Annotated in this window: 18 protein-coding genes; 11 read left to right on the top strand and 7 right to left on the bottom strand. The window is 70.0% G+C overall.

All coding sequences use genetic code 11. From position 1 onward, the window contains the following. Position 1 precedes the first annotated feature (1 nt). From E9998_RS15225 to E9998_RS15215, 3 genes are all read left to right on the top strand, one after another. The gene (locus E9998_RS15225; RefSeq protein ID WP_136530558.1) at positions 2 to 223 is read left to right on the top strand and encodes a hypothetical protein; all 222 of its coding nucleotides are present in this window, start codon (positions 2 to 4) and stop codon (positions 221 to 223) included. A gap of 99 nt (positions 224 to 322) precedes the next feature. Further along, the gene (locus tag E9998_RS15220) at positions 323 to 1,021 is read left to right on the top strand and encodes a 2'-5' RNA ligase family protein (RefSeq protein WP_136530557.1); all 699 of its coding nucleotides are present in this window, start codon (positions 323 to 325) and stop codon (positions 1,019 to 1,021) included. 232 nt (positions 1,022 to 1,253) lie between these two features. Then, positions 1,254 to 2,975 carry a stealth family protein gene (locus tag E9998_RS15215; protein ID WP_136530556.1) on the top strand — a complete coding sequence of 574 codons (1,722 nt, stop codon included), beginning with the start codon at positions 1,254 to 1,256 and terminating at the stop codon, positions 2,973 to 2,975. A 46-nt stretch (positions 2,976 to 3,021) separates the two neighbouring features. Here E9998_RS15215 and E9998_RS15210 read toward each other — a convergent pair whose 3' ends face one another. Next, positions 3,022 to 5,043 (bottom strand): M3 family metallopeptidase, encoded by a 2,022-nt coding sequence (locus tag E9998_RS15210; protein ID WP_136530686.1) that lies wholly within the window; start codon positions 5,041 to 5,043, stop codon positions 3,022 to 3,024. 187 nt (positions 5,044 to 5,230) lie between these two features. On the opposite strand from E9998_RS15210, the gene E9998_RS15205 reads away from it, so the two are divergent. Then, positions 5,231 to 6,025, top strand: coding sequence for a metallophosphoesterase (locus tag E9998_RS15205; protein ID WP_158299822.1), 795 nt, complete (start codon positions 5,231 to 5,233; stop codon positions 6,023 to 6,025). A 295-nt stretch (positions 6,026 to 6,320) separates the two neighbouring features. On the opposite strand, the gene E9998_RS15200 is transcribed toward E9998_RS15205, so the two are convergent. Further along, positions 6,321 to 6,578 (bottom strand): hypothetical protein, encoded by a 258-nt coding sequence (locus E9998_RS15200; RefSeq protein ID WP_136530554.1) that lies wholly within the window; start codon positions 6,576 to 6,578, stop codon positions 6,321 to 6,323. A 466-nt stretch (positions 6,579 to 7,044) separates the two neighbouring features. Here E9998_RS15200 and E9998_RS15195 point away from each other — a divergent pair, with 466 nt between their 5' ends. From E9998_RS15195 to E9998_RS15185, 3 genes are all read left to right on the top strand, one after another. Further along, positions 7,045 to 8,283, top strand: coding sequence for a helix-turn-helix domain-containing protein (locus E9998_RS15195; RefSeq protein WP_136530553.1), 1,239 nt, complete (start codon positions 7,045 to 7,047; stop codon positions 8,281 to 8,283). A 155-nt stretch (positions 8,284 to 8,438) separates the two neighbouring features. Then, positions 8,439 to 9,263, top strand: coding sequence for a Nif3-like dinuclear metal center hexameric protein (locus tag E9998_RS15190; protein WP_136530552.1), 825 nt, complete (start codon positions 8,439 to 8,441; stop codon positions 9,261 to 9,263). A gap of 1 nt (position 9,264) precedes the next feature. After that, positions 9,265 to 10,047: a zinc ribbon domain-containing protein gene (locus E9998_RS15185; RefSeq protein WP_136530551.1), complete on the top strand. Its 783-nt coding sequence runs from the start codon at positions 9,265 to 9,267 to the stop codon at positions 10,045 to 10,047. A gap of 192 nt (positions 10,048 to 10,239) precedes the next feature. Here E9998_RS15185 and trpD read toward each other — a convergent pair whose 3' ends face one another. Both trpD and E9998_RS15175 read right to left on the bottom strand, forming a co-directional pair. Then, complete coding sequence (gene trpD, locus E9998_RS15180; protein WP_136530550.1) at positions 10,240 to 11,301, bottom strand: anthranilate phosphoribosyltransferase; 1,062 nt, start codon at positions 11,299 to 11,301, stop codon at positions 10,240 to 10,242. 23 nt (positions 11,302 to 11,324) lie between these two features. Continuing rightward, the gene (locus tag E9998_RS15175) at positions 11,325 to 11,684 is read right to left on the bottom strand and encodes a hypothetical protein (protein WP_420842444.1); all 360 of its coding nucleotides are present in this window, start codon (positions 11,682 to 11,684) and stop codon (positions 11,325 to 11,327) included. Between the two features lie 264 nt (positions 11,685 to 11,948). Between E9998_RS15175 and ctaE the strand changes: the two genes are divergently transcribed. The 4 genes from ctaE to qcrB all read left to right on the top strand — a co-directional run bounded on the left by ctaE (position 11,949) and on the right by qcrB (position 16,242). Continuing rightward, a complete protein-coding gene (gene ctaE / locus E9998_RS15170; protein ID WP_136530548.1) occupies positions 11,949 to 12,551 on the top strand; it encodes an aa3-type cytochrome oxidase subunit III in 603 nt (200 codons plus the stop codon). Positions 12,552 to 12,731: 180 nt separating this feature from the next. Next, the gene (gene qcrC / locus E9998_RS26785; protein ID WP_275669517.1) at positions 12,732 to 13,541 is read left to right on the top strand and encodes a cytochrome bc1 complex diheme cytochrome c subunit; all 810 of its coding nucleotides are present in this window, start codon (positions 12,732 to 12,734) and stop codon (positions 13,539 to 13,541) included. Continuing rightward, entirely contained in the window at positions 13,538 to 14,659 is a 1,122-nt protein-coding gene (gene qcrA / locus E9998_RS15160; protein WP_136530546.1) for a cytochrome bc1 complex Rieske iron-sulfur subunit, read from the top strand. Before qcrC ends, qcrA begins: the two co-directional genes overlap by 4 nt. Then, positions 14,656 to 16,242: a cytochrome bc1 complex cytochrome b subunit gene (qcrB, locus tag E9998_RS15155; protein ID WP_136530545.1), complete on the top strand. Its 1,587-nt coding sequence runs from the start codon at positions 14,656 to 14,658 to the stop codon at positions 16,240 to 16,242. The genes qcrA and qcrB overlap by 4 nt, the downstream gene beginning before the upstream one ends. Positions 16,243 to 16,390: 148 nt before the next feature. On the opposite strand, the gene E9998_RS15150 is transcribed toward qcrB, so the two are convergent. The 3 genes from E9998_RS15150 to E9998_RS15140 all read right to left on the bottom strand — a co-directional run bounded on the left by E9998_RS15150 (position 16,391) and on the right by E9998_RS15140 (position 21,651). Then, entirely contained in the window at positions 16,391 to 18,118 is a 1,728-nt protein-coding gene (locus E9998_RS15150; protein WP_136530544.1) for a RelA/SpoT family protein, read from the bottom strand. 13 nt (positions 18,119 to 18,131) lie between these two features. Beyond that, positions 18,132 to 19,538 (bottom strand): zinc ribbon domain-containing protein, encoded by a 1,407-nt coding sequence (locus tag E9998_RS15145; RefSeq protein WP_136530543.1) that lies wholly within the window; start codon positions 19,536 to 19,538, stop codon positions 18,132 to 18,134. 328 nt (positions 19,539 to 19,866) lie between these two features. After that, a complete protein-coding gene (locus E9998_RS15140; RefSeq protein ID WP_136530542.1) occupies positions 19,867 to 21,651 on the bottom strand; it encodes a DEDD exonuclease domain-containing protein in 1,785 nt (594 codons plus the stop codon). Between the last annotated feature and the right edge of the window lies 1 nt (position 21,652).

The following is a 21,652-nucleotide window of genomic DNA, read 5'->3' as shown; positions in this document are numbered from 1 at the left end:
GATGAACACGAAGCGACACCCCTCGATCGACGAGCCAGGCTCCCTCGCCGATCTCGTCCTCTGCATCGCCTTCCTCTTCGCGATGCTCTCGATCTTCACCGACCTCCTCGCCGACCGCCTCGGCCCCGCCTCCATCGCCCTCGCCGTCATCGGCGCCGCGCTCAAGATCGCGCGGCCGCGCCGCGCCGATCGGCCGAGGCCGAGCCCCGACGGCGATGTGTAGACTCCGATCTCGGTCCCACCGGGCACGGCCGCGGAGGACCGAGACGAGCGCCCCCGATCCGGGTGCGCCGCTTCTGGACACTCATCGAAGGCATCTGCGGTGAACACGACTGCGCGCAAGCCCGACGCACCCGCGTCCGGGCAGCGCTGGCCCGAGGGCTGGACCAAATTCCACGTCTACCTGACCGATCTCGACCAGGTCAAGGCCGTGGCCGAGTCCTACCGGGAGGTCATCGACCTCGCCGCCGGCGACCGGCCCGTCCCGCACGAATGGCTCCACGCCACCGTCGCCTCCGTCGAGTGCGACGCCGCCTCGATCGACGAGGCGACCCGCCGGGCGCTCATCGACCGGCTCCGCGCCCGCGCCGCCGCGATCCCCGCCTTCCCGCTCACCATCGGGCCCGCCCTCGCCGCCACCGGCGCGATCATGCTCGACACCTTCCCCGGCAACGGCTTCGACCGCCTCGTCGGCGAATGCGTCGCCGCCGTCGACGAGGTCGTCCCCGGCCGCGTCGGCCGCCCCTGCGGCGGACCGGGCCACGTCTCGCTCTCCTACCGCGCCGACGACGTCGGCGCCGACCCCCGCCGCGGGGCCATCCAGAACAAGCTCCGCGACGTTCGCCCCGGTAGGACCGAAATCACCGTCACCGGTGTGGATCTCGTCCGAGTCATCCAATCGGAGGAAAAACGCCTCCACCTACACGTGGGAGCACGTCGCCCGAATCCCCTTGGGCGCCTAGGCAAACCGAAAAACGTTCGGGCGCCGCCGACGGCGGCGCCCGAACGAGTTGACCCTTGAGACGCGAATCCGACACTGTTTCGTCACGCGCATGTGGCCTACTGTTGAGACATGTGTCAGAGCCCGGCCACGCGGCGTTCAGGCGTGGTCATCGCGGACCCGACCTCCAAGCGCCGGTGACGATCCCCGGCCAACCCGGGGCGGCACCGCCGAACGGCTCAATACACGTTCGCAGTAGCAGTCCCCGGTGAACCCGGACCGGCCCAAAGCCGTGAGTGCCAGGAGGTGTCGATTGTTCGCAGCCGATGACCGTCGAATCGCAACCCGTTCGACCGCGTTCGTCCCCCCGCTCGACGAGGCGGTCGACCTGGTCGACACCAGCCCCTTCGCCACCCGTCCTTTCGATCCCGACCCGTACGGCGCCACCCGCACCGAGGTCACCGAACCGTACGGCTACTTCACCGACCTCGCCAGCGACCACGTCCTCCACGACGGCGACATCCGCCCCGCCTACGCCCTCACCGCGCCCACGCCCCTCGAAGTGTGGCGGCGCAACCTGGAGATCGTCACCGCCATCCTCACCGCGGCCGGCATCGACTACTTCGCCGTGCCCGGCTTCAGCCTCACCCGGCCCGTCCTCGCCGCCGCCGCGGCCGACCGGCAGCGGGTGTGCACCGCGCTGGCGATGCTGTGCGACTCGACCGGCGGGCGCCTCTCGGTGCCCGAGCCGGCGTTCCGGGAGTCGGAGCTGGGCCTGGAGCGCCCGGAGTGGGCGCGGCGCGCCGACATGGGCGACGTGCCGCTGGTGCGCGCCTCGTGGCTGTGGACGGACACCGGGCGGACCCTGGTCTTCGGGGAGGACTACGGCTGCGACGTCGAGTTCTGGTCGGACACCGGCGACGGGCACCTGCTGGCGCCCAGGCACAACCGGGTGAGTCCGGTCGTCCGCGCCGACGGCGCCCGGGTGTCGGCTCCCGGGCGCCGCTTCACGCCGCTGGCCGCGGGCCCGCGCGCGGCGCTGCCCGAGGTGCAGACGCGCGCGGAGTTCTCCCGGCCCGGCCCCGACGAGGTCGCGTTCCCGATCGACGTGGTCTACACGTGGGTCGACGGCGCCGACCACGCGTGGCTGCGGCGCCGCGCCGAGGCCGAGCAGCGGCCCTACCACCCCGAGTCGGCCAGCGCGGCGCGCTACCTCGACCGCGAGGAGCTGCGGTTCTCGCTGCGGTCGCTGCACCTGAACGCGCCGTGGGTGCGCCACGTGTACCTGGTGACCGACATGCAGCGCCCGCACTGGCTGGACGCGGACGCGCCGGGGATCACGGTGGTCGACCACCGGGACCTGTTCGACGACCCGGACTGCCTGCCGACGTTCAACTCCCACGCGATCGAGACGCAGCTGCACCGCATCGAGGGGCTCTCGGAGCACTTCCTGTACTTCAACGACGACATGTTCGTCGGCCGCCCGGTCGGGCCGCAGCTGTTCTTCGAGCCGAACGGGCTCTCGCGGTTCTTCCCGGCGCAGACGTTCATCGGGATGGACCCGGTGAGCCGGGCCGACTCGCCGCCGAACGCGGCGTTCAAGAACGACCGGGCGCTGCTGGAGCGGGCGTTCGGGCGGACGATCTCGCGGATGCTCAAGCACGTGCCGTACCCGTTGCAGCGCAGCGTGCTCGCGGAGGTCGCGAAGGAGTTCGACGCGGACATGGCGCGGACGGCGCGCAGCGCCTTTCGGGACGTCTCGGACGTCTCGACGGTGACGCTGCTGCACTACTACGCGTCGTTCTCGGGCCGGGCGGTCGCCGGGCACGCGCGGGACGCCTACGTGGAGCTGGGGATGCCGGACGCCGCGGAGCGCCTGGAGCTGCTGCTGGAGCTGCGCGACCGGGAGACGTTCTGCATCAACGACGCCGGGTTGCCCGACGAACTGGCCGAGGAGCGATCGGCGATGATGCGGCGCTTCCTGGAGGCGTACTTCCCGGTGGCTTCGCCGTACGAGAAGGCCTTGGCGCTCTGAGATGCAGAGGGCCCGCAGCGAACGCTGCGGGCCCTCGCTCGTGCGGCTACTTCAGGCCGCGCCGCTCCAGGAGCGGGTCGATCTCGGCGTCGCGTCCGCGGAAGCGGCGGAAGGACTCCATGGGGTCGATGGAGCCGCCCTTGGAGAGCAGGGTCGCGCGGAAGTGGTCGCCGTTGGCGCGGGTGAGGCCGCCGTTCTCCTTGAACCACTCGACGGTGTCGGCGTCGAGGATCTCCGACCAGATGTAGGAGTAGTACCCGGCGGCGTAGCCGATGGAGATGTGCGCGAAGTAGCCCGAGCGGTAGCGCGGGGCGATCTCGGGCAGGTAGATCCCGGCGTCTTCGAGGGCTTTGCGCTCGAAGGCCTCGACGGCGGCGTACGGGTCGTCGCCTTCGGCGGGGACGTCCTCGGGGGCGAGGCGGTGCCAGGCCTGGTCGAGGATGGCGGCGGCGAGGTACTCGGTGGAGGCGAAGCCCTCGCCGAACTTGCCGGCGGCCTTCCACTGCTCGATGAGCTCGGCGGGGGCGGGCTCGCCGGTCTCGTGGTGGCGGGCGTAGTTCGCCACGACCTCGGGCCAGTCCTCCCACATCTCGTTGACCTGCGAGGGGTACTCGACGAAGTCGCGGGGGGTCGAGGTCATGGAGGTCTTGGGGTATCGGCAGGCCGAGAGGAGACCGTGGAGGGCGTGCCCGAACTCGTGGAAGAGCGTGGTCACGTTGTCGACGGTGATGAGCGCGGGCTGGCCCGCGGAGGGCTTGACGATGTTGAGGTTGTTGATGACGACCGATTTATCACCGGTGAGGTCGGACTGCCCGACGAACGCGCTCATCCACGCGCCGCCCTTCTTGGAGTCGCGGGTGAAGAAGTCGCCCACGAACAGGCCGAGCGGCTCGCCGCCGTCCTTGACCTCCCACACGCGCGCCTCTGGGTGGTAGGCCGTGAGGTCTTCGCGTAGTTCGAAGGTGAGGCCGAACTCCTTCTCGGCGGCGTAGAAGACGCCGTCGACGAGGACGCGGTCGAGTTCGAGGTAGGGCTTGAGCGCTTCGGCGTCGAAGCCGTACTCGGCCTGGCGGACCCGCTTGGAGTAGAACGACCAGTCCCAGGCGGCGAGCGGGAAGTCCCCGCCCTCGCCGTCGATGACCTGCTGGAGGTCGGCGGCCTCGCGCCTGGCGTTGCGCACGGAGGCCTCGGCGAGCCCGGCGAGGCGCTCGGCGATGATCCCGGCGTTCCCGGCCGTGCCGTCGGCGGCGACGTAGGCCGCGAAGTGCTCGAAGCCGAGCAGGCGGGCCTTCTCTGCGCGGAGCGCGACCATCCGCAGCAGGGTCGGGGCGTTGGCGCGGCCGCGTCCGACGGTGGCCTTGTAGATCCGCTCGCGCAGCTCCCGGTCCTCCAGGTCCTCCAGGAGGGGGTGGAGCGAGAAGTTCGACTGGGTGATGAGCCAGCCCTCGAGGCCGCGGTCCTTCGCGGCCGCGGCGGCGGCGCCGATCTGGTCCTCGCCGAGTCCGGCGAGGAGGGACTCGTCGGTGACGTGGACGGCCGCGTCGTTGATGTCGGCGAGGATCTGCTGGTTGAACTTGGAGGCGAGTTCGGCCTGCTCGGTGTTGATGGCGGCCAGGCGCGCCTTGTCCTCGGCGCCGAGCGCGGCCCCGCCGCGGACGAACTCGGTGTGGTAGCGCTCGAGGAGGCGCGCGTCCTGCTCGTCGAGGTCGAGCTCGTCGCGGCGGTTCCAGATCGCGTCGATGCGCGCGAACAGCTCGGCGTTCATGAGGATGGCGTCGGAGTGCGCGGCGAGCTTGGGGCTGACGGCGGTCTCGACGGCGTTGAGCTCGTCGTCGGTGTCCGAGGAGATCTTGTTGAAGAAGACGAGGCTGACGCGCTGGAGGATGCCGAGGCCGGAGCGCTCCAGGGCCACGACGGTGTTCGCGAAGGTCGGTTCGGCGGGGTCGGCGACGATGGCGGCGACGGCGTCGAGCTGCTCGGCCATGCCCGCCTCGAAGGCCGGCAGGTAGTGCGCGGTCTCGATGTCGGCGAACCGGGGGAGGAAGTACGGCAGATCGGACTTGGACATGAACGGGTTCTCGGTCACGGAGGCTCCTCGCTGCGGTGGTGGCGGCCCTGGCCGTGGGCGCGCCGGTCGGCGCGCGCGGTCGGGCGGTGGCCGAATCCTATTCCGGCCGCTAGCCGGACGGCAAGCTCATTGGGATTGCGGCCGACAACTTCACCGAACGGTCGCGCGCCGGATTAATATCGGGGCCATGCCTGATACGAGTCCGCTGTACGTGGCCAGCGACGTCCACGGCCACTACGATGCGCTCGTGGCGGCGCTGCGCGAGCGCGGACTGGTCGACGAGGAGTCCCGCTGGACCGGCGGCGACGCTCGCCTGTGGATTCTGGGGGACCTGTTCGACCGCGGCGAGGAGGGCGTGGCGGTCGTGCGGCTGCTGCGCGCGCTCGCCGGGCCGGCGGCCGCGGAGGGCGGCCTGGTGGACACGCTCATCGGCAACCACGAGGTGCTCGTGCTCGGTTCCCGCCGCTTCGGCGACGTCGCGTTCACCGACGTGGACGGGCAGGACCGGCAGTTCCTCCACTGGTGGGTCCTCAACGGCGGCTTCGAGGACGAGCTGGGCGACCTCACCGAGGACGAGGTGAGCTGGCTGGAGTCGCGCCGCGCGGTCCACGTCGAGGGCCGCTCGCTGCTGGTGCACGCCGACACCGAGTCCTATCTCGGGTACGGGCGCACCGAGGAGTCGGTGAACGCCGCGATCCGCGCGATCATGTCCTCCGACGAGCCCGAGGAGTGGTGGCAGCTGTTCCGGGAGCTGACGCGCCGCCACGAGTTCATGGGCGCCGAGGGCCCGGCGCGGGTGCGGTCGATGCTGCGCTCCTTCGGCGGCGAGGAGATCGTCCACGGCCACTCGACCATCCCCGACACGACCGAGCTGACCCCCGGCGAGGTCACCGAGGCCCGCCGCTACTGCGAGGGCCTCGCCCTGAACGTGGACGGCGGCGTCTACCAGGGCGGCAAGTGCCTCGTAATCAGGATCGACTGACCGCGCACCGAACGACGCGAACGGCCGCCCGGAACGCTCCGGGCGGCCGTTCGCCGTAGGCGCGCCTCTCAGTGGGGTAGAGGCGCCGCGGGTGGAAAGCGCACCGGCATCGAGGCACCGTTCCGGCCCGTTGAGCGGTGCGCCGTCCCGGATGGGACCACTCGACGGCGCACCGCGGTCAACCGGCGCCCCGGACGGCCGTCCGGGGGGAGGTCTTCGGGACGGGCAGCGCCCGCAGCGCGGGAGGCACCGCTGCGAGGTCAGCAGGGGGCGCTGCCCGGGTCCCGGAGTCCCGTCAGTCCTCGCCGCGCGGACCGAACGCGTAGAAGCGCGCGGCGGGCGGGGGAGTGGCGTTGCGGCCCGCGTGGGCCTCCAGCCACAGGCTCGCCGCAACCGCGCCGCCGATGCCCAGCGCGGCCCAGCCGGCGAGCGGCGAGAAGGCGATGGCGTAGCCCAGAACGGCGGCCGAGGCGGTCGCGAGGGCGGCGGTGGTGAAGGCCCTGCGGAACGCGCGCCGATGTTCGCGGCGGGCGAGGACTCGATGGTGTCTCATATCCGACACAACGAGTCAGCCCCTTGAATCGACACGTTGCATGTGCAGATTTCCCGCCTTCGGGCGATCGAAACCCGGCATAAGCACATATATCGGACAGCAACGCGTGACGAAAGGAGAAGACTGTGACCAATACCCGTCACAGCGTGACATTGGCAGATGACGGACGTTGTGCCGGAACGGAAAAGAAGGTAGACACATAGTGTCGGAACGCCGAAACCGGCGAGACCGCCCCGGCGGCACCGGAAACCGCGCCGGTCGAAACGACCGCGCACCGCCGACGCACCGACCGCAGCGCACCCCGAAGGGCCGCGCGGCGACAGCGAGGCGGCGACGGCCCCCCAACAGGGCGGCCCGCACCAACAGGCGCCTGATGACGAGGCCGCCACAACCGCATACGACACCGGCACCAAGGGAACGGTTCCCGAAGTCCACGTGTAACTCCTATTAGACGGTGGGGTCTGCAATGGAGTCCGAAACGCAACCGATGGGTCGGCGCGTCGCCTACTGGCGCCAGCGCCGCGGCATGTCCCAGCAGGTCTTCGCCGACCGCATCGGCAAGTCCAAGAGCTGGGTCGACAAGATCGAACGCGGCGTGCGCCGCCTCGACAAGTACTCGGTCATCACCGAACTGGCGGAAGCGCTCAGCGTCGACGCCGGCCAACTCCTCGGCCGCGAACCCAAACGCCGGCCGGGGCTCGGCGGCTGCCTCGACCAGGTCGAGGTCGAATCCATCCGCCAGTCCCTCGAACGCTACGAACGACTCGGCCGCTTCCTCGAAGCCGCACCGATCGACTCCACGCCCATCCCCGAACTGCGCGGCGCCGTCAACTACTGCTGGCTCGCCTTCGAGAAGGGCCACTACCCGGTCGTCGCCCGATCGCTCATCCAACTCCTGCGCGACACCCCCGTCGCCGAGGACCGGCCCGTCGGCGGCACCAGCGCCGACGCCGCCGAACTCATGACCCAGGTCTACCAGATCGCCTCCACGGTCCTGCGCAAACTCGGCGAGGCCCAACTCGCCTGGCTCGCCGCCGACCGCGCCATCTCCGCCGCCAACCGCGGCAACGACCCGCTCCTGGCCGGCATCGCCACCACCCGGGTCGCCAACGCGCTCAGAGCACTCGGCCGCTACCAGGCCGCCCTCGACCTCAACGTCCAAGTCGCCCACGGCCTCATCTCCGAGACCGGCGGCGAGGCCTCCAGCCCCGCCGAGATCAGCGTCTACGGCACGCTCCTGCTCCAGGGCGCCATGGCCGCCGCCCTCGCCGGCGACGCCACCACCAGCGCCGACCTGCTCGACAGCGCCTCGCGCGCCGCCAACATCCTTGGCAGGGACGCCAACTACTACTACACCTCGTTCGGGCCCACCAACGTCATGCTCCACCGGGCCGCCGCGTTCGTCGAACTCGGCGAGGGCGCCGACGCCCTCGCCGTCCACGACCGCATCCCGCCCGCCGCGCTGGCCGACCTCGTGGCCGAACGCCGCGCGCACCACCACCTCGACATGTCGCGGGCGTGCGTGCAGGTCGGCGACATCGCGATGGCGGGGCGACACCTCGTGACCGCGGACCGCAACGCGCCCTCCGAGATCCGCTGCCGACCGCTCGCGATCGAACTCATCGACCAGATCCTCCACCGCACCAAGGGCGAACCGGCGCAGGACATGCGCCGCCTGGCCGAAGAGGTCGGCGCGCTCAACTAGGACGCGCCGCCCGGGACGCCTCGCCCGCCCGATCGCCACCGCCGCACCGTCCACAGGTGCACGCGTGCCCGGAGCCAAGCTGCTCGCGCTCCGGGCACGCGGATTCGCGGCGACTCCGAGTCCCGTTCGGACCCGCGCGTCAATACACTCGGGGGATGCGCACGCTCAGCGAGATCACCGCGGCACTCGACGACCTGTACCCGCGCCGCTGGGCCGAGGCCTGGGACCGCGTCGGCCTCGTCTGCGGTCGCGGCGGCAACTCCGTCCGCAGGGTCCTCTGCGTCGTCGACGTCGTCCCCGAGACCGTCATCGAGGCGATCGAGGCCGACTGCGACCTCATCGTCGCCCACCACCCGCTCCTGCTCCGCGGCGTCTCCAGCCTCGACCCCGCCGCCGACTACAAGGGCGACCTCGTCCACACCCTCATCGAGTCCGGCATGGGCCTCTACGTCGCCCACACCAACGCCGACGTCGCCGACCCCGGCGTCTCCGACGCGCTCGCCGACCGGCTCGGCCTCCTCGACCTCCGGCCCCTGCGCCCCCTCGACGGCGCCGAGCACCACGGGACCGGCCGCGGCGTCGGCCGCATCGGCCGCCTCCCCGAGACGCTCACCCTCGCCGAACTCGTCGCGCTCGCCGCCGACCGCCTCCCGCGCACCGTCTGGGGCGTGCGCGCCGCCGGCGACCCGGACCGGCGCATAAGCACCGTCGCGGTGTGCGGCGGCGCCGGAGACGCCTACCTCGCCGACGCGGTCGAGGCCGGCGCGAACGCCTACCTCACCGCCGATCTGCGACACCATCCCGCCAGCGAGCACCTGGCCCGGAGCGGCCCGGCACTCATCGACGCCGCCCACTGGGCGACCGAACGACCGTGGCTCGATACTGTTGCAGAGCGTCTGTCGCTCCTCGTCGAGGACGTGCGCGTCTCCGACATCGACACCGATCCATGGACCATCCACCAGAAACCCGGGGTGCACTGAGTTGAAAGCCGACCTTTTCGATCAGCGCCGACTGCTCGAACTCCAGGCGGTCGACACCCAGCTCAGCCAGCTGGGGCAGCGTCGCCGCAAGCTCGACGCCGACCCGACCTTCGCCGCCGCCGGCCAGCGCCTGCGGGTCCTGGCCGACAAGGCCGCGAACCTCTCCGGCGACCTCGCCGACCTCGACCGCGACATCGAGCGCGTCGAACGCGAGGTCGAGCTGGTCACCAAGCGCGCCGAGTCCGACCGCGCCCGCATGGCCTCCGGCGCCGCCACCGCGAAGGAACTCGAAGGGCTCCAGAGCGAACTGGAGTCCCTCGCGCGCCGCCAGGGCACCCTTGAGGACGACGAGATCGAGCTCATGGAGCGCCGCGAGGGCGTCGAGTCCGAACTCGCCGAGACCCGCCGCCAGGTCGAGGAGGCCCGCGCCGTCCTCGCCGACGCCGAGGCCGACCGCGCCGGCCAGATCGGCGGGATCGACGCCGAGACCGCCGACGCCCGCTCCACCCGCGAAGCCCTCGCCATCAACATCCCCGACCGCCTCGTTGAGCTCTACGAGCGCATCCACGCCAAGCAGCCCGTAGCCGCCGCCGAACTCGTCGGCCGCCGCTGCGGCTCCTGCCGCATCGAGAAGTCCCCGGCCGACATGATCCCCATCAAGTCCGCCCCCATCGACGAGGTCCTCCGCTGCGAAGAATGCGGCTGCGTCCTCATCCGCACCGAACTCCCCCAATCGAAGCCGACCACCCTCGCCTCCGAGGAAGAGCTCAAGAAGTACACCTAGCGCGGGAGCGGCGCGCCGGTCGCGGCACCGCGGACGCGAACGGATCACCCCCGCGAGCGGGAACGCGAAAGGCCCCGGAATGTCGTAGGCGCGGCATATTTTTGAATCTAGGGGTCCCCCGGGCGGACATATCGCTTATGTCGGACATGCGAAGGGCGGGAAGCGTAATGCGCTTCCCGCCCTTCGGTTCGACTACGCCTTGCTGAACTCGGCCCAGCGGTCGACGAGAGCGGCCGCGGCGCCGGAGTCGACGGCCTTGGCGGCCAGGTCGAGGTTGGAGGCGAGGAGGCCGCGGCGGACCTTCACGTCGTGGAGGTCGGCACCGTCGATGAGGCCCTGGCGAGAGGCGAGGGCGGCGGCGGCGTTGATGAGGACGGCGTCGCGGACCGGGCCGGCGTCGCCGGCGAAGACCTTGCGGGCCGCGGCGGTGTTGAAGTCGATGTCGCCGCCCTTGAGCGCTTCGGGACCGGCGTTGCGCAGACCGAACTCCTTGACGTCGATGGAACCCTGCGAGACCCGCCCGCCCGAGGCGATCCACTCGGAGGTGGTGTCGGCCGTCGAGATCTCGTCCAGGCCGTCGTCGCCGCGGACCACGAACACCGAGGCGCCGCGCGCGGCGAAGACCTGCGCCATCAAAGGCGCCTTCACCGGGTCCGCGCAACCGATCAGGCCCGCCGCCGGCTGACCCGGGTTCGTCAGCGGCCCCAGCAGGTTGAACACCGTCGGAATGCCCAGCGCCGCCCGCACCGGGCCCGCGTGGCGCATCCCCGGGTGGAACGTGCGCGCGAAGCAGAACCCGATCCCGACCTCGCGCACCGAGGCCTCGACCCGCTCGGCCGACGCCTCCAGGTCCACCCCCAGCGCCTCCAGCAGGTCCGCCGAGCCGACCTGCGACGAAGCGGAACGGTTGCCGTGCTTGATGACCGGCACGCCCGACGCCGCGACCACGATCGCCGCCATCGTCGAGATGTTCACCGAGTTCGAGCCGTCGCCGCCCGTCCCCACGATGTCGACCGCGACACCGAGGTCGGTCAGGTCGAGCCGCGTGGTCTCGGCCAGCATCCGGCCCGCGATCGCGCCGATCTCCTCGGGCGTCTCGCCCTTCGAGCGCAGCAGCACCGCGAACGCCGCCAACTGCGCCGGGTCGGCGTTGCCCGCGATGATCTCCGACATCGCCCAGTCCGCGCTGGCCTCGTCGAGATGGTCGCCGCTCGAAAGCCGCGAGAGGACATCAGGCCAGGTCGCACTAGACATAAGGACTCCAGTCGAGGGAGGAATCAGGCGGCGCGCTGCGCCGGTGCCGCGCTTTCTGCGCGGTTGACCAGCAAGTCTACAACCGTCTGGCCGGTCGTCACGGGGTTGAGCGGGTGCATGAGCACCGCATCGGCCCGCGACCATGCCGCCAGCCAGCGGTCCGCGGCGCGCGCCACGACCACCGCGAGGGTCGGCGGCTCGTCGAACTCGTCGCGCAGCTGCCGGGCGATGCCGAGCCCGCCGGCCGGCTGGGACTCGCCGTCCAGGATCACGAGGTCGATCTCGAACTTGTCGATGAGGCCGACCGCCTCCAGGTACTCGCCGGCGACGGCGTACTCGATCTTGACGCCCTCCACCGGCTCGTCGCCGATCGCCGAGCGCATCTGTTCGATGACCGCGGGTCGATGGCTGTAGAGCAGGACGGCGTACTCGGTCGTTGAGGTAGTCACGCCTCGCATATTAAACCGGCCACACCGAAATGTGAAGACCGGCGCGGCCGCTTCCGCGTTTCCGAGTGCCCAAAGTAGGCGAACCACGGATGACCTGCGAACACGATGAGGGAAGGGGGAGAGCCTACCGCCGCGCGACACGCGCGAAAAACACACCCCATGCGCAGCTTGGGCCCGCCGGACCGTAATAATGTGCCCGTGACTGCCGCCGAAGCAACTATCGACCCCAGCCGAATCCACTCACTGACGCGGCCCAACGTCGTCAGTGTCGGCACCATCGTGTGGTTGAGCAGCGAACTCATGTTCTTTGCCGGACTGTTCGCGATGTACTTCTCGATCCGCGCGTCCGCGCCCGAGCTGTGGGAGCACGCCACCCCGCACCTCGAAGTGCCCTACGCGCTGACCTTCACCGTGATCCTGGTGGCCTCCTCGTTCACCTGCCAGCTCGGCGTCTTCGCCGCCGAGAAGGGCGACGTGCACCGGCTCCGCGCCTGGTTCGCCGTCACCTTCGTGCTGGGGCTCGTCTTCGTCCTCGGCCAGGTCAACGAGTACCGGAACCTGGTCTCCGAAGGGCACACCATCGCCTCGGACGGCTACTGGACCATGTTCTACCTGACCACCGGCTTCCACGGCCTGCACGTGACCGGCGGTCTCGCGGCGTTCGTCTTCTTCCTCATCCGCTCGACGATGGGGCGCTTCAGCCCCGCCCAGGCCACCGCGTCCATCGTGGTGTCCTACTACTGGCACTTCGTCGACGTCGTCTGGATCGCGCTGTTCGCGATGATCTACTTCCTCCAGTAGCGATCCAGAACGGCCGGCCGCGGCGAACACCGCACCGGCCCGCAGCAACCGGCCCCGGCCCCGCGCCGAGGCCCCATCCGAGAAATGCGACGGCCGCCGCCCGGAGGCGGCCGCCGGCCGGACAAGGACCGAACAGGTCCGCGCCCGGTCCGAGAGCTAGATAAAGGTGAGGCAACAACCGTGGCTGCATCAGCGAAACGCCGGCGAGGCTGGCGCAAGCGCCTCGGCGCGCTGGCCAGGTTCACCGGCGCACTGGTCATCGTCGGAGGGCTCTACTCGGTGTTCTCGCCGGGTCTGTACGCCCAGGAGTCCGAGGCCGGCGCCATCGACGCGGACGCCGTCAAAGGCCAGGAGCTCTACGACACGAGCTGCATTACCTGCCATGGCGACAACGGCGAGGGCGTCGAGGGCCGTGGACCGAGCCTCATCGGCGTCGGCTCCGCCGCCGTCGAGTTCCAGGTGAACACCGGCCGCATGCCGATGGCGGCGCAGGGCGCTCAGGCCCCCGACTCGGACTACCCGGTGTTCACCGAGGAAGAGGCCGAGTGGCTCGGGGCCTACATCGAGTACCTCGGCGGCGGCGACGTCGTCCCCGACGACCTGGACGCCCTCGTGGCTGCCGGGACCGTCGGCGAGGGCGGCGAGCTCTACCGCGTCAACTGCTCCTCCTGCCACGGCTTCTCCGGCGGCGGCGGCGCACTCTCCTCCGGCGCGCACGCCCCGTCCCTGTCGGGCGTCACCAACGAGGAGCTGTACCAGGCGATGCTCACCGGCCCGCAGAACATGCCGGTCTTCGCCGACAACCAGCTCACACCCGAGCAGAAGGCGGACCTCATCGCCTACGTCCAGTTCATCGTCAACGATGACCGGGACCCGGGCGGTGTGTTCAACCTCGGACGTTTCGGCCCGTCTACCGAGGGCCTGGCCATCTTCCTGGTCGGCATGACCGCGCTCCTGCTGACCACGCTCTGGATTGCAGGTAAATCGTGAGTGCCCACAACGACGGCGACCGCGCCGAACCCGAATCGGTCGACCTGAGCGACCCGAAGCTCTCGCGGTTCGAGGTCTACAAAGAGGGCCTGCGCCGCGACGACATCGAGATCATTCACTACGAGCCGCGCTTCCCGAAGCCGGGGACGAAGGCCGAGAAGCGCATGGAGCGCATCGTCGGCGGGTTCTTCCTCCTCTCGGGCCTGTTCGCGACCGCGTTCGTGGTGGCCTACATCTGGTGGCCCTGGGAGTATGACGGCCCGGCGACCTGGCGCGACCCCGAGACCTGGTACACGCCGGTCCTCGGCGCCACGCTCGGTCTCTCGCTGCTGCTCTTCGCGGTCGGCGTGCTCACCTGGGCGAAGAAGCTCCTCCCGATCGAAGAGCTCGTCCAGGACCGCCACGACGGCGGCTCCTCGCCCGACGACCGCCGCATCGCCGAGGCGACCGTGGACGGCCTCGTCGAGGACATGGGCCTCAAGCGCCGCCCGTTCCTCGTGAAGGCCGCCCTCCTGGGCGCCGCGCCGCTCGGCCTCGCCGCGGTGGCCCCGCTGGGCGCGCTGCTCAAGGACCCGGGCGACATGCTCACCGTCACCGGCTGGAACGCCGAGCGCTACAACGACGGCAAGCCGATCCGGCTCATGCTCAAGGACGGCGCCATGGTGCGCCCGGACATGGTCTCCGTCGGCGGCCAGATCACGGCCTTCCCGGCGATCGACCACGGCGCCACCAACCAGTTCCCGACCTCGCCGATCCTGCTGATCCACCTGCGCGACGAGGACGCCCAGATCCTGCACGGGAACCTGTACCCGATGTACCAGGACGTGGACGCCCTGTGGGGCAACTTCGTGGCCTACTCGAAGATCTGCACCCACGTCGGCTGCCCGACCAGCCTGTACGAGCAGCAGAGCCAGCGCCTGCTGTGCCCGTGCCACCAGTCGCAGTTCAACGTGGTGGACAACGCGGCCCCCGTCTTCGGCCCGGCGACCCGGCACCTGCCGATCCTGCCGATGACCGTCGACGACGAGGGCTTCTTCATCGCGACGTCGGACTTCCTGGTGCCCCCGGGGCCGGCGTTCTGGAACCGCCCGTCCCTCCCCGAGGAGGATGAGAAGTGAAACGCCGCAAAGGCACGAGCGACAGCCTGCTGACGAAGGCCGGCGGTGAGCTGGACGACCGGTTCAAGCTCGCCGGCCCCGCGCGGGTCCTGCTCAACAAGGTGTTCCCGGACCACTGGTCCTTCCTCCTGGGCGAGATCGCGCTGTTCTCGTTCATCCTGCTGCTGCTCTCGGGCACGTTCCTGGCGCTGTTCTTCGAGCCGTCGATGGTCGAGGTGACGTACCACGGCGCGTACGTCCCGCTCCAGGGCGTCGAGATGTCGAAGGCCTACGAGTCTTCGCTGGACCTCTCGTTCGAGGTGCGCGGCGGCCTGTTCATGCGCCAGATGCACCACTGGGCGACGCTGCTGTTCATGGCGGCGATCCTGGTGCACATGCTCCGGATCTTCTTCACCGGCGCGTTCCGCGCGCCGCGCGAGACGAACTGGATGATCGGCATCCTGCTGTTCTGGGTCGGGTTCTTCGAGGGCTTCTTCGGCTACTCGCTCCCCGACGACGGTCTGTCGGGCACGGGCCTTCGGATCATGGAGGGCATGACCGAGTCGGTGCCGTTCATCGGCCCGTGGGCGTCGGCGGCGCTGTTCCGGGGCCAGTTCCCCGGCACCGACGTCATCTCGATGATCTACATCATCCACGTGTTCATCTTCCCGCTGATCCTGCTGGCGCTCATCACGGTCCACGTCGGACTCGTGTTCGCGCAGAAGCACACGCAGTGGCCCGGACCGGGCCGCACCGAGCACAACGTGGTCGGCTTCCGGATGTTCCCGAACTACGTCATGAAGCAGGTCGGCTTCATGCTGTTCATCTGGGGCGTGATCGGGGCGATGGCGGGGCTGTTCCAGATCAACCCGATCTGGTTGTTCGGCCCGTACGAGGTGTCCGTGGTGTCCTCGGCCTCGCAGCCGGACTTCTACGTCATGTACCTGGACGGCCTCATCCGCCTGTTCCCGGCGTGGGAGTTCAGGGCGCCGCCGTACTTCACGCTCCCGGCGGTGTTCTGGCCGGCGATCGCGGGCATGGGCCTGTCGGTGGTGCTGCCGCTGCTGTACCCGGCGCTGGAGCGGCGGTTCACGAAGGACCGCGGGCACCACAACCTGCTGGAGCGCCCGCGCGACAACGCGGCGCGCACCTCCCTGGGCATGATGGTCGTGGTCTTCTGGATCATCGGCGTCATCTCCGGCGGCAACGACGTGTTCGCCGAGAAGTTCCACATCAGCCTGAACGCGATGCCCTGGGCGGGCCGCATCGGCATCGTCGTCCTGCCGATCATCACGTACTACGTGACCTACCGGATCTGCCTGGGCCTCCAGCAGCACGACCGCGAGGTGCTCGCGCACGGCCTGGAGACGGGCATCCTCATGCGCGACCCGAACGGCCGCTTCTACGAGGTGCACCAGCCGCTCGCCGAGCCCGACGAGCACGGCCACACCGAGCTTGAGTACAACGGCTGGGTGGTCCCGAAGAAGATGAACCGCGTCGGCGCGCTCGAACCCGCCGACAAGGGCTTCTTCAAGTCGATCGAGGAGCCGTCGGACAACGGCGGCGCCGAGCGGCGCGACGAGATCGAGTCCGGGAAGCACTAGCGAGACGAAGGAAGGGCCCCGCCGGGAGGCGGGGCCCTTTTCGCGTGGTGTGCGGTGAACGCGAGGCATGCTCGATCCGCGGTGCCCCCGATTCGATGGTGCCGCGGGGGTCCGACGCCGCGGTGTTCGAACGGCTCGGCGGCCGTTCTCAGTAGCGGTCGACGGTGGTGATGAGCTTCTCGGCGAGCTCGTCGGGGTCGAGCTTCTCGCGGGCGAGGGCGAGGTAGAGGGAGTCGAGGTCGGGGTAGCCGAGGGAGGAGGCGACGCCGTGGAGCGGCTGCTCGCCGGAGAGGCCGCGGCCGCGGGCGATGAGGGAGCGCCAGAGGCGGTTCTTGCCGGCCTTGAGTTCGTCTTCGAAGCGCTGCATGGGGATCACGGGGAGTTCGCCGGTGGAGTCGAGGTCGTCGACGGCGCCGAACCAGTCGTTGATGTGCAGTTGCGCCTCGGGGGTCTTGGCGTGGTCGAGCCACTGCTTGGAGGGCCCGTAGGGCTGCTCGGTGGTGAGGACGAGTTCGACGGAGTCGCCGTCGCGCAGGGGCCGGGAGAGCTGGGCGATCTCGCCGTTGACGTAGGCGGCGATGAGCCGGTGGCCCTTGGAGGGGCCCGAGCAGTAGGCGACGTCGACGGGCGTGGAGGCCTTGGGGACCAGGAGCTGCTCGCCGTCGCCGGTGAAGACCAGGATGTCCTGGTCGGCGAGGTCGCAGCGGAGCGAGTCGAGGAACTGGCCGGAGTCGGCGACCTCGTGCTGCCAGTCGAGGAGGCGCTGGAGCCACGGCAGCTGGACCTCGACGGGGTTGGAGCCGGACTGGCGCAGGCCCGCGACGATGCCGATCTCGGCGGTCTCGTGCATCTCCTTGGTGCGGATGAGGAACTCGATGACGGTGCCGCCGGGCCCGGCCACGGCGGTGTGCAGCGACTGGTACAGGTTGAACTTCTTGGCGGCGATGAGGTCGCGGAACTTGCCGCCCACGGGCTTCCAGACCTTGTGGATCGCCCCGAGGGCGGCGTAGCAGTCGGTGGCGGGGCCCTCGACGACGATGACCAGGCGCGGCGGGTCGGCCGGGCCGGTGCCGGGGTGCTTCTCCATCTCGCGGAAGATCGAGTACGGGTGGCGGGGCCGGTCGAGCAGGCGCGCGGCGACCTTGAACTCGCGCAGCGCCCGACGCACCTGCGGGGCGATGACGGCGACCTGCCTGCTGCGGTCGGACTCGGAGCCGAGGTGCTCCTTGATCCGCTGGAAGACCTCGGGTTCGAGGGTCTCCAGGACGATGTCCTCCAGCTCGCGCTTGATGACGTAGAGGCCGAGGCGGTCGGCGAGGGGGATGAGGACGTCCTTGGTGGCCTCGGCGATGCGGATCTGGCTGGGGCGCTTCTTGAACTTGATGGTCCGCATGTTGTGGAGGCGGTCGGCGAGCTTGATGACCATGACGCGGATGTCGCGCCCGGCGGTGAGCACGAGCTTGCGGAACGTCTCGGCCTCGGCGGCGGAGCCCAGGTGGATCTTGTCGAGCTTGGTGACGCCGTCGACCATGACGGCGATCTCGTCGCCGAAGTCGCCGCGGAGCGCTTCGAGGGAGTAGCTGGTGTCCTCGACGGTGTCGTGGAGGAGCCCGGCCGCGATGGTGGGGGTGTCGACGCCGAGGTTCGCGAGGATGGTGGCGACGGCGATCGGGTGGGTGATGTAGGGCTCGCCCGAGCGGCGGGCCTGGCCGCGGTGCATCTGCTCGGCGATGCGGTAGGCGCGGCGGACCAGGAGCATGTCGGGCTGCTCGCAGTGGGCACGGTGGGCCGATTCGAGCTGCCCGACCTTTCCCGCGAGGTCCCACGGGTCGTCCGGTTTGGCAGACCGAGTAGCCGAAAGCAATGCGCGCAACATGAAAGCCTGCTTCCTATCTCCCGGGCGCGGTGGCCTGGATTGGATGATTCGCTCCCCGCACCAGGGTGCTGGGGTCCTGGACCGGCAGTCTGGTCCGATGGCGATCTCGTTGCTGGAGGATTTGCTTCACCCGCGGAGGCGGGGTCCACAAGCCGATGTCGGGGTCGGCGTTTCTCCTCAGAACGTTGATCGCGGCCGCATGGTCCGCCTGCCATACCGCCCTGCAGCGAGTGCAGTCAAGCCGGTCCCCTGAGCGGTGTCCGAGGACGTTGCAGCAGGGGGCGACTTGCGAGGTATAGGCGGCGTTGACCAAGGTGAGCGCAGAACCTCTGCGCTCCGACACGTTGGCGATCGCCTCGGCTGTGACGCCTTTGGTCCAGGCTGCGAGGCGGCGATTGGTGTTCTTTCCCAAACGCCTTCGTGAAAGGAAAGTACGTGCGAGGTCTTCGACGACGATATGGCTCGCTTTGTCGACCACGCGGTGGACTGCAGTGAAGGTCTCGGTGCGCACCTGCCGTTCGAATCGGAGCTTTCGACGGTCGTGTTTGACAGTGCCGAGGTTGTTGCGCCCGATCCGATCGGCTTTCGCGCAGTCTCCCAGTTCGCGGGCCTTGGCGGCCACGGCACGGAGCTTGGCGCGTCGCGCATTTTTGGCCTTGCGATGGTCGGATTCGCTCGACAGCAGTTCACCAAGGCGGACGCCGTGGCGGACCCCTTCGGAGTCCGTGAGCACTTCGCTGTAGCCCTTGTCGACACCGATCGTTCCCACCCCACAGGGGCGCTTGGAAGTCGCAAGCTCGGTAGCTTCGACTTGGTAGTGCACCTCAACCCGGTCAAACCGCAGGATCAACCGGAGAGTCCCGCTCGGGGCGGCAGTGGTGTTCAACGGGATCTTTACGGTCTGACGCCGCTCGAGCCCGGGAACCGACAGCCAGATGTCGCCGTTCTCGGCGAGTTGGAACGCCCTGTAGGCGTCCGATCGAACCACGATCTGATTTGCGACACGGCTGCTCGAGCGCTTCCAGTGTCGTCGCATCAGGCGCCGCAGGTAGGTGTCGGATACCCAGCTGTCGTGTTTGAGCGCGGTGTAGAGCCTCTTCCGCTCGCCCAGGTCACCGGTGCGATGGTGAATCGCTTTGCGAACCGTGACCTTTGCCGCTTCGCGGCTGGCGGCTACATCGGCTACCGAGTCGCGGAGCGTTTCCTTCCACGCATTGGCCGGAAGGCCGAACGCTGCGGCGGTGCCGTCCGACATCCACTGGTCGCGAATCTGCCGGTCGCGGATGCCGACTCCCCGGATCGAGCCGTACTCGCGCCAGACCTTTGAACGAACAGCACCAAGCCGCTGAGCCTGTTCGGCGAGCTGGACGTACTTGCCGCGGTTCAGGCTTCTGGAGTAGGCGATTCGGGTGACCTTCACTCGATGCTCCCGGCGGAGGGTTTCGAAACAGCACTCAGGTAACGATGTCGGGGCGTCGGATACGGCATCAAGGTGTTGAGGCTCCTCCGCATCCGAAGTTGACCGCATTCTAGTTGTACAACGATTCTTGGAGAGAATCGACACTAGACACTGTCGGATTTCGGCGGGGTCGCTGCCATCGGCGGATGGCACACAGTACTCGCGCGAGCCCTGCAGTGGAAAGCTCAAGCGTCACAGATGGATGCGAGACGACTCACGTCCAATTCGCCGGGTTGCGCCGGCCTCAGGTGATGGCACGGTGGGTGTGGTTGGGACAGCGGAGCGTTCGCTACAACGTCCCAGTATGTGGTAAGCGTTCGCCTTTGTCGCGGCGCCAGGGGGACGGGTCGTGGGGGACGGTGCCGTCCCAGCGTTCGGCGCCGTCGAGGCGGCTGGCCCAGGGGTGCTCGGTCATGACGATGCGGACGTCGGGGCGGGCGAGCCATTCGAGGAGGAGGCGGGTCTCGGCCGCGTGGGCGGCGTCGGCGGCGTCGGGGACCGGGTCGACGGCGCGGGCGGTGGCGCGCAGGCGCGCGATGTACGGCATCGGGTCGGCGCGGGGCGGGGTCTTCACGGCCCCGGCGAGCAGGCCGTAGCGGATCACCGCGACCTCCCAGCCGCCGCCCTTGGCCCGACCGGCCCCCACGATCTCGCCGGCCGCCACGAGGTCCCTGACGCGGTGGGACGCGGCCGCGAGCGCGAGGTAGGCGCCGAGCTCGTCGCGGCGTTCGGCGGCGGCCTCGAACCGCTCGGCCTCCGACAGCTCCGCGAGCCGCTCGGCGACGGCCTCGGCGACGGGGGCGGGGTCGCCGTCCATCGCGCGGGCCGCGCGTTCGGCGATGGCCGCGTACTCCTCGACGGTGACGGTGTGGCGGCACGGTTCGGCGCACTTGCCGATCTCGCCGAGCACGCACGAGGGCGACAGGCGCGAGACCGACAGGCGGGTGCGGCACGAGCGGATCGGCAGGGCCGCCTCGATCGCGCCGATCGCGGCCTGGGCGGTGGTGCCCGAGGTCGGGCCGAGGCGCGGCGCGCCGGGCTCGGGGGGCTTGCGGGAGACCTGGAGGCGCGGGTACGGCTCGTCGGTGAGGCGCACCCAGCTGCGGTGCTCGGGGAACTTCGCGGCCCGGTTGTAGGGCGGCTTGCCGCCGGAGATGAGCCGCAGCTCGGCCACGCCCGCCTCCAGCCGGTGCGCGCACTCGATCACCTCGACGCGCTCGGCCGAGGCGAGCATGTCGCGCAGGCGGCGGCGCTGCTCGGCGGCCGAGAAGTAGCTGCGCACCCGCGCGGCCACGTCGACCGAGACGCCGATGTAGAGCGCCCGGTCGTCGGCGTCGCGGAAGATGTACACGCCGGGGGAGTGCGGCAGGCCGTCGGCGAGGTGGCGCTTGCGCCGCTGGAGCTCGGAGGGGATGGCGCGGCAGAACTCGACGAGTTCGGCGTCGGTGACGACGCCGTGCCCGCCGGCGCGCTCGATGAGGCCGTGGAGGACCGTGACGGTGGCGCGCGCGTCGTCGAGCGCGCGGTGGTTCGGGGTCACCGGGGAGCCGAAGAGCCGCGCGAGCGTGCCCAGGCGCCGGTTGGGGACCTCGCTCTTCTCGGTGAGCCGCCGCGCCAGGACCACCGTGTCGATCACCGGCGGCCGGGGCCAGCGGGTGTCGGTGAGTTCGCAGGCGTGGCGCAGGAACCCGATGTCGAAGCCGGCGTTGTGGGCCACGAGCGTGGCGCCGCGGGCGAACTCCAGGAACGCGGGCAGGACCGATTCGATGCCCGGCGCGTCGGCGACCATCGCGTCGGTGATGCCGGTCAGGCGCGTCACCCGCGGGTCGATCGACTCGCCGGGGTTGACGAGGGTCCCGAACTCGCCGAGGACCTCGCCGCCTTTGACCTTGACCGCGCCGATCTCGGTGATGCCGCACGCGTCGGCGGCCAGACCGGTGGTCTCCAGGTCGACCACGCAGAACGTCACTTCGGACAGTGGCGTCCCGAGGCTGTCGAGGGTCGGCTGCGTGAACGCCGTCCCGTCCCCGACCGCTCGGGCCGCACCGCCGCCGACCGCACCGCTTCCAAACATG

The organism is Glycomyces paridis (genome assembly GCF_004912155.1).
GTDB classification, from domain to species: Bacteria; Actinomycetota; Actinomycetes; order Mycobacteriales; family Micromonosporaceae; genus Glycomyces; species Glycomyces paridis.
Note: the sequence above shows the minus strand (reverse complement) of the source record. Positions and strands in the feature narration are given on the sequence as shown.

What these genes read in the sequence shown, in the direction of transcription:
- E9998_RS15150 (WP_136530544.1), bottom strand. Translation starts at nt 18,118, where the DNA reads ATGTTGCGCGCATTGCTTTCGGCTACTCGGTCTGCCAAACCGGACGAC.
- E9998_RS15205 (WP_158299822.1), top strand. Translation starts at nt 5,231, where the DNA reads ATGCCTGATACGAGTCCGCTGTACGTGGCCAGCGACGTCCACGGCCAC.
- E9998_RS15175 (WP_420842444.1), bottom strand. Translation starts at nt 11,684, where the DNA reads ATGCGCTCGGCGATCGGCGACGAGCCGGTGGAGGGCGTCAAGATCGAG.
- E9998_RS15225 (WP_136530558.1), top strand. Translation starts at nt 2, where the DNA reads ATGAACACGAAGCGACACCCCTCGATCGACGAGCCAGGCTCCCTCGCC.
- trpD (WP_136530550.1), bottom strand. Translation starts at nt 11,301, where the DNA reads ATGTCTAGTGCGACCTGGCCTGATGTCCTCTCGCGGCTTTCGAGCGGC.
- E9998_RS15195 (WP_136530553.1), top strand. Translation starts at nt 7,045, where the DNA reads ATGGAGTCCGAAACGCAACCGATGGGTCGGCGCGTCGCCTACTGGCGC.
- E9998_RS15190 (WP_136530552.1), top strand. Translation starts at nt 8,439, where the DNA reads ATGCGCACGCTCAGCGAGATCACCGCGGCACTCGACGACCTGTACCCG.
- E9998_RS15200 (WP_136530554.1), bottom strand. Translation starts at nt 6,578, where the DNA reads ATGAGACACCATCGAGTCCTCGCCCGCCGCGAACATCGGCGCGCGTTC.
- E9998_RS15140 (WP_136530542.1), bottom strand. Translation starts at nt 21,651, where the DNA reads ATGTTTGGAAGCGGTGCGGTCGGCGGCGGTGCGGCCCGAGCGGTCGGG.
- E9998_RS15210 (WP_136530686.1), bottom strand. Translation starts at nt 5,043, where the DNA reads ATGTCCAAGTCCGATCTGCCGTACTTCCTCCCCCGGTTCGCCGACATC.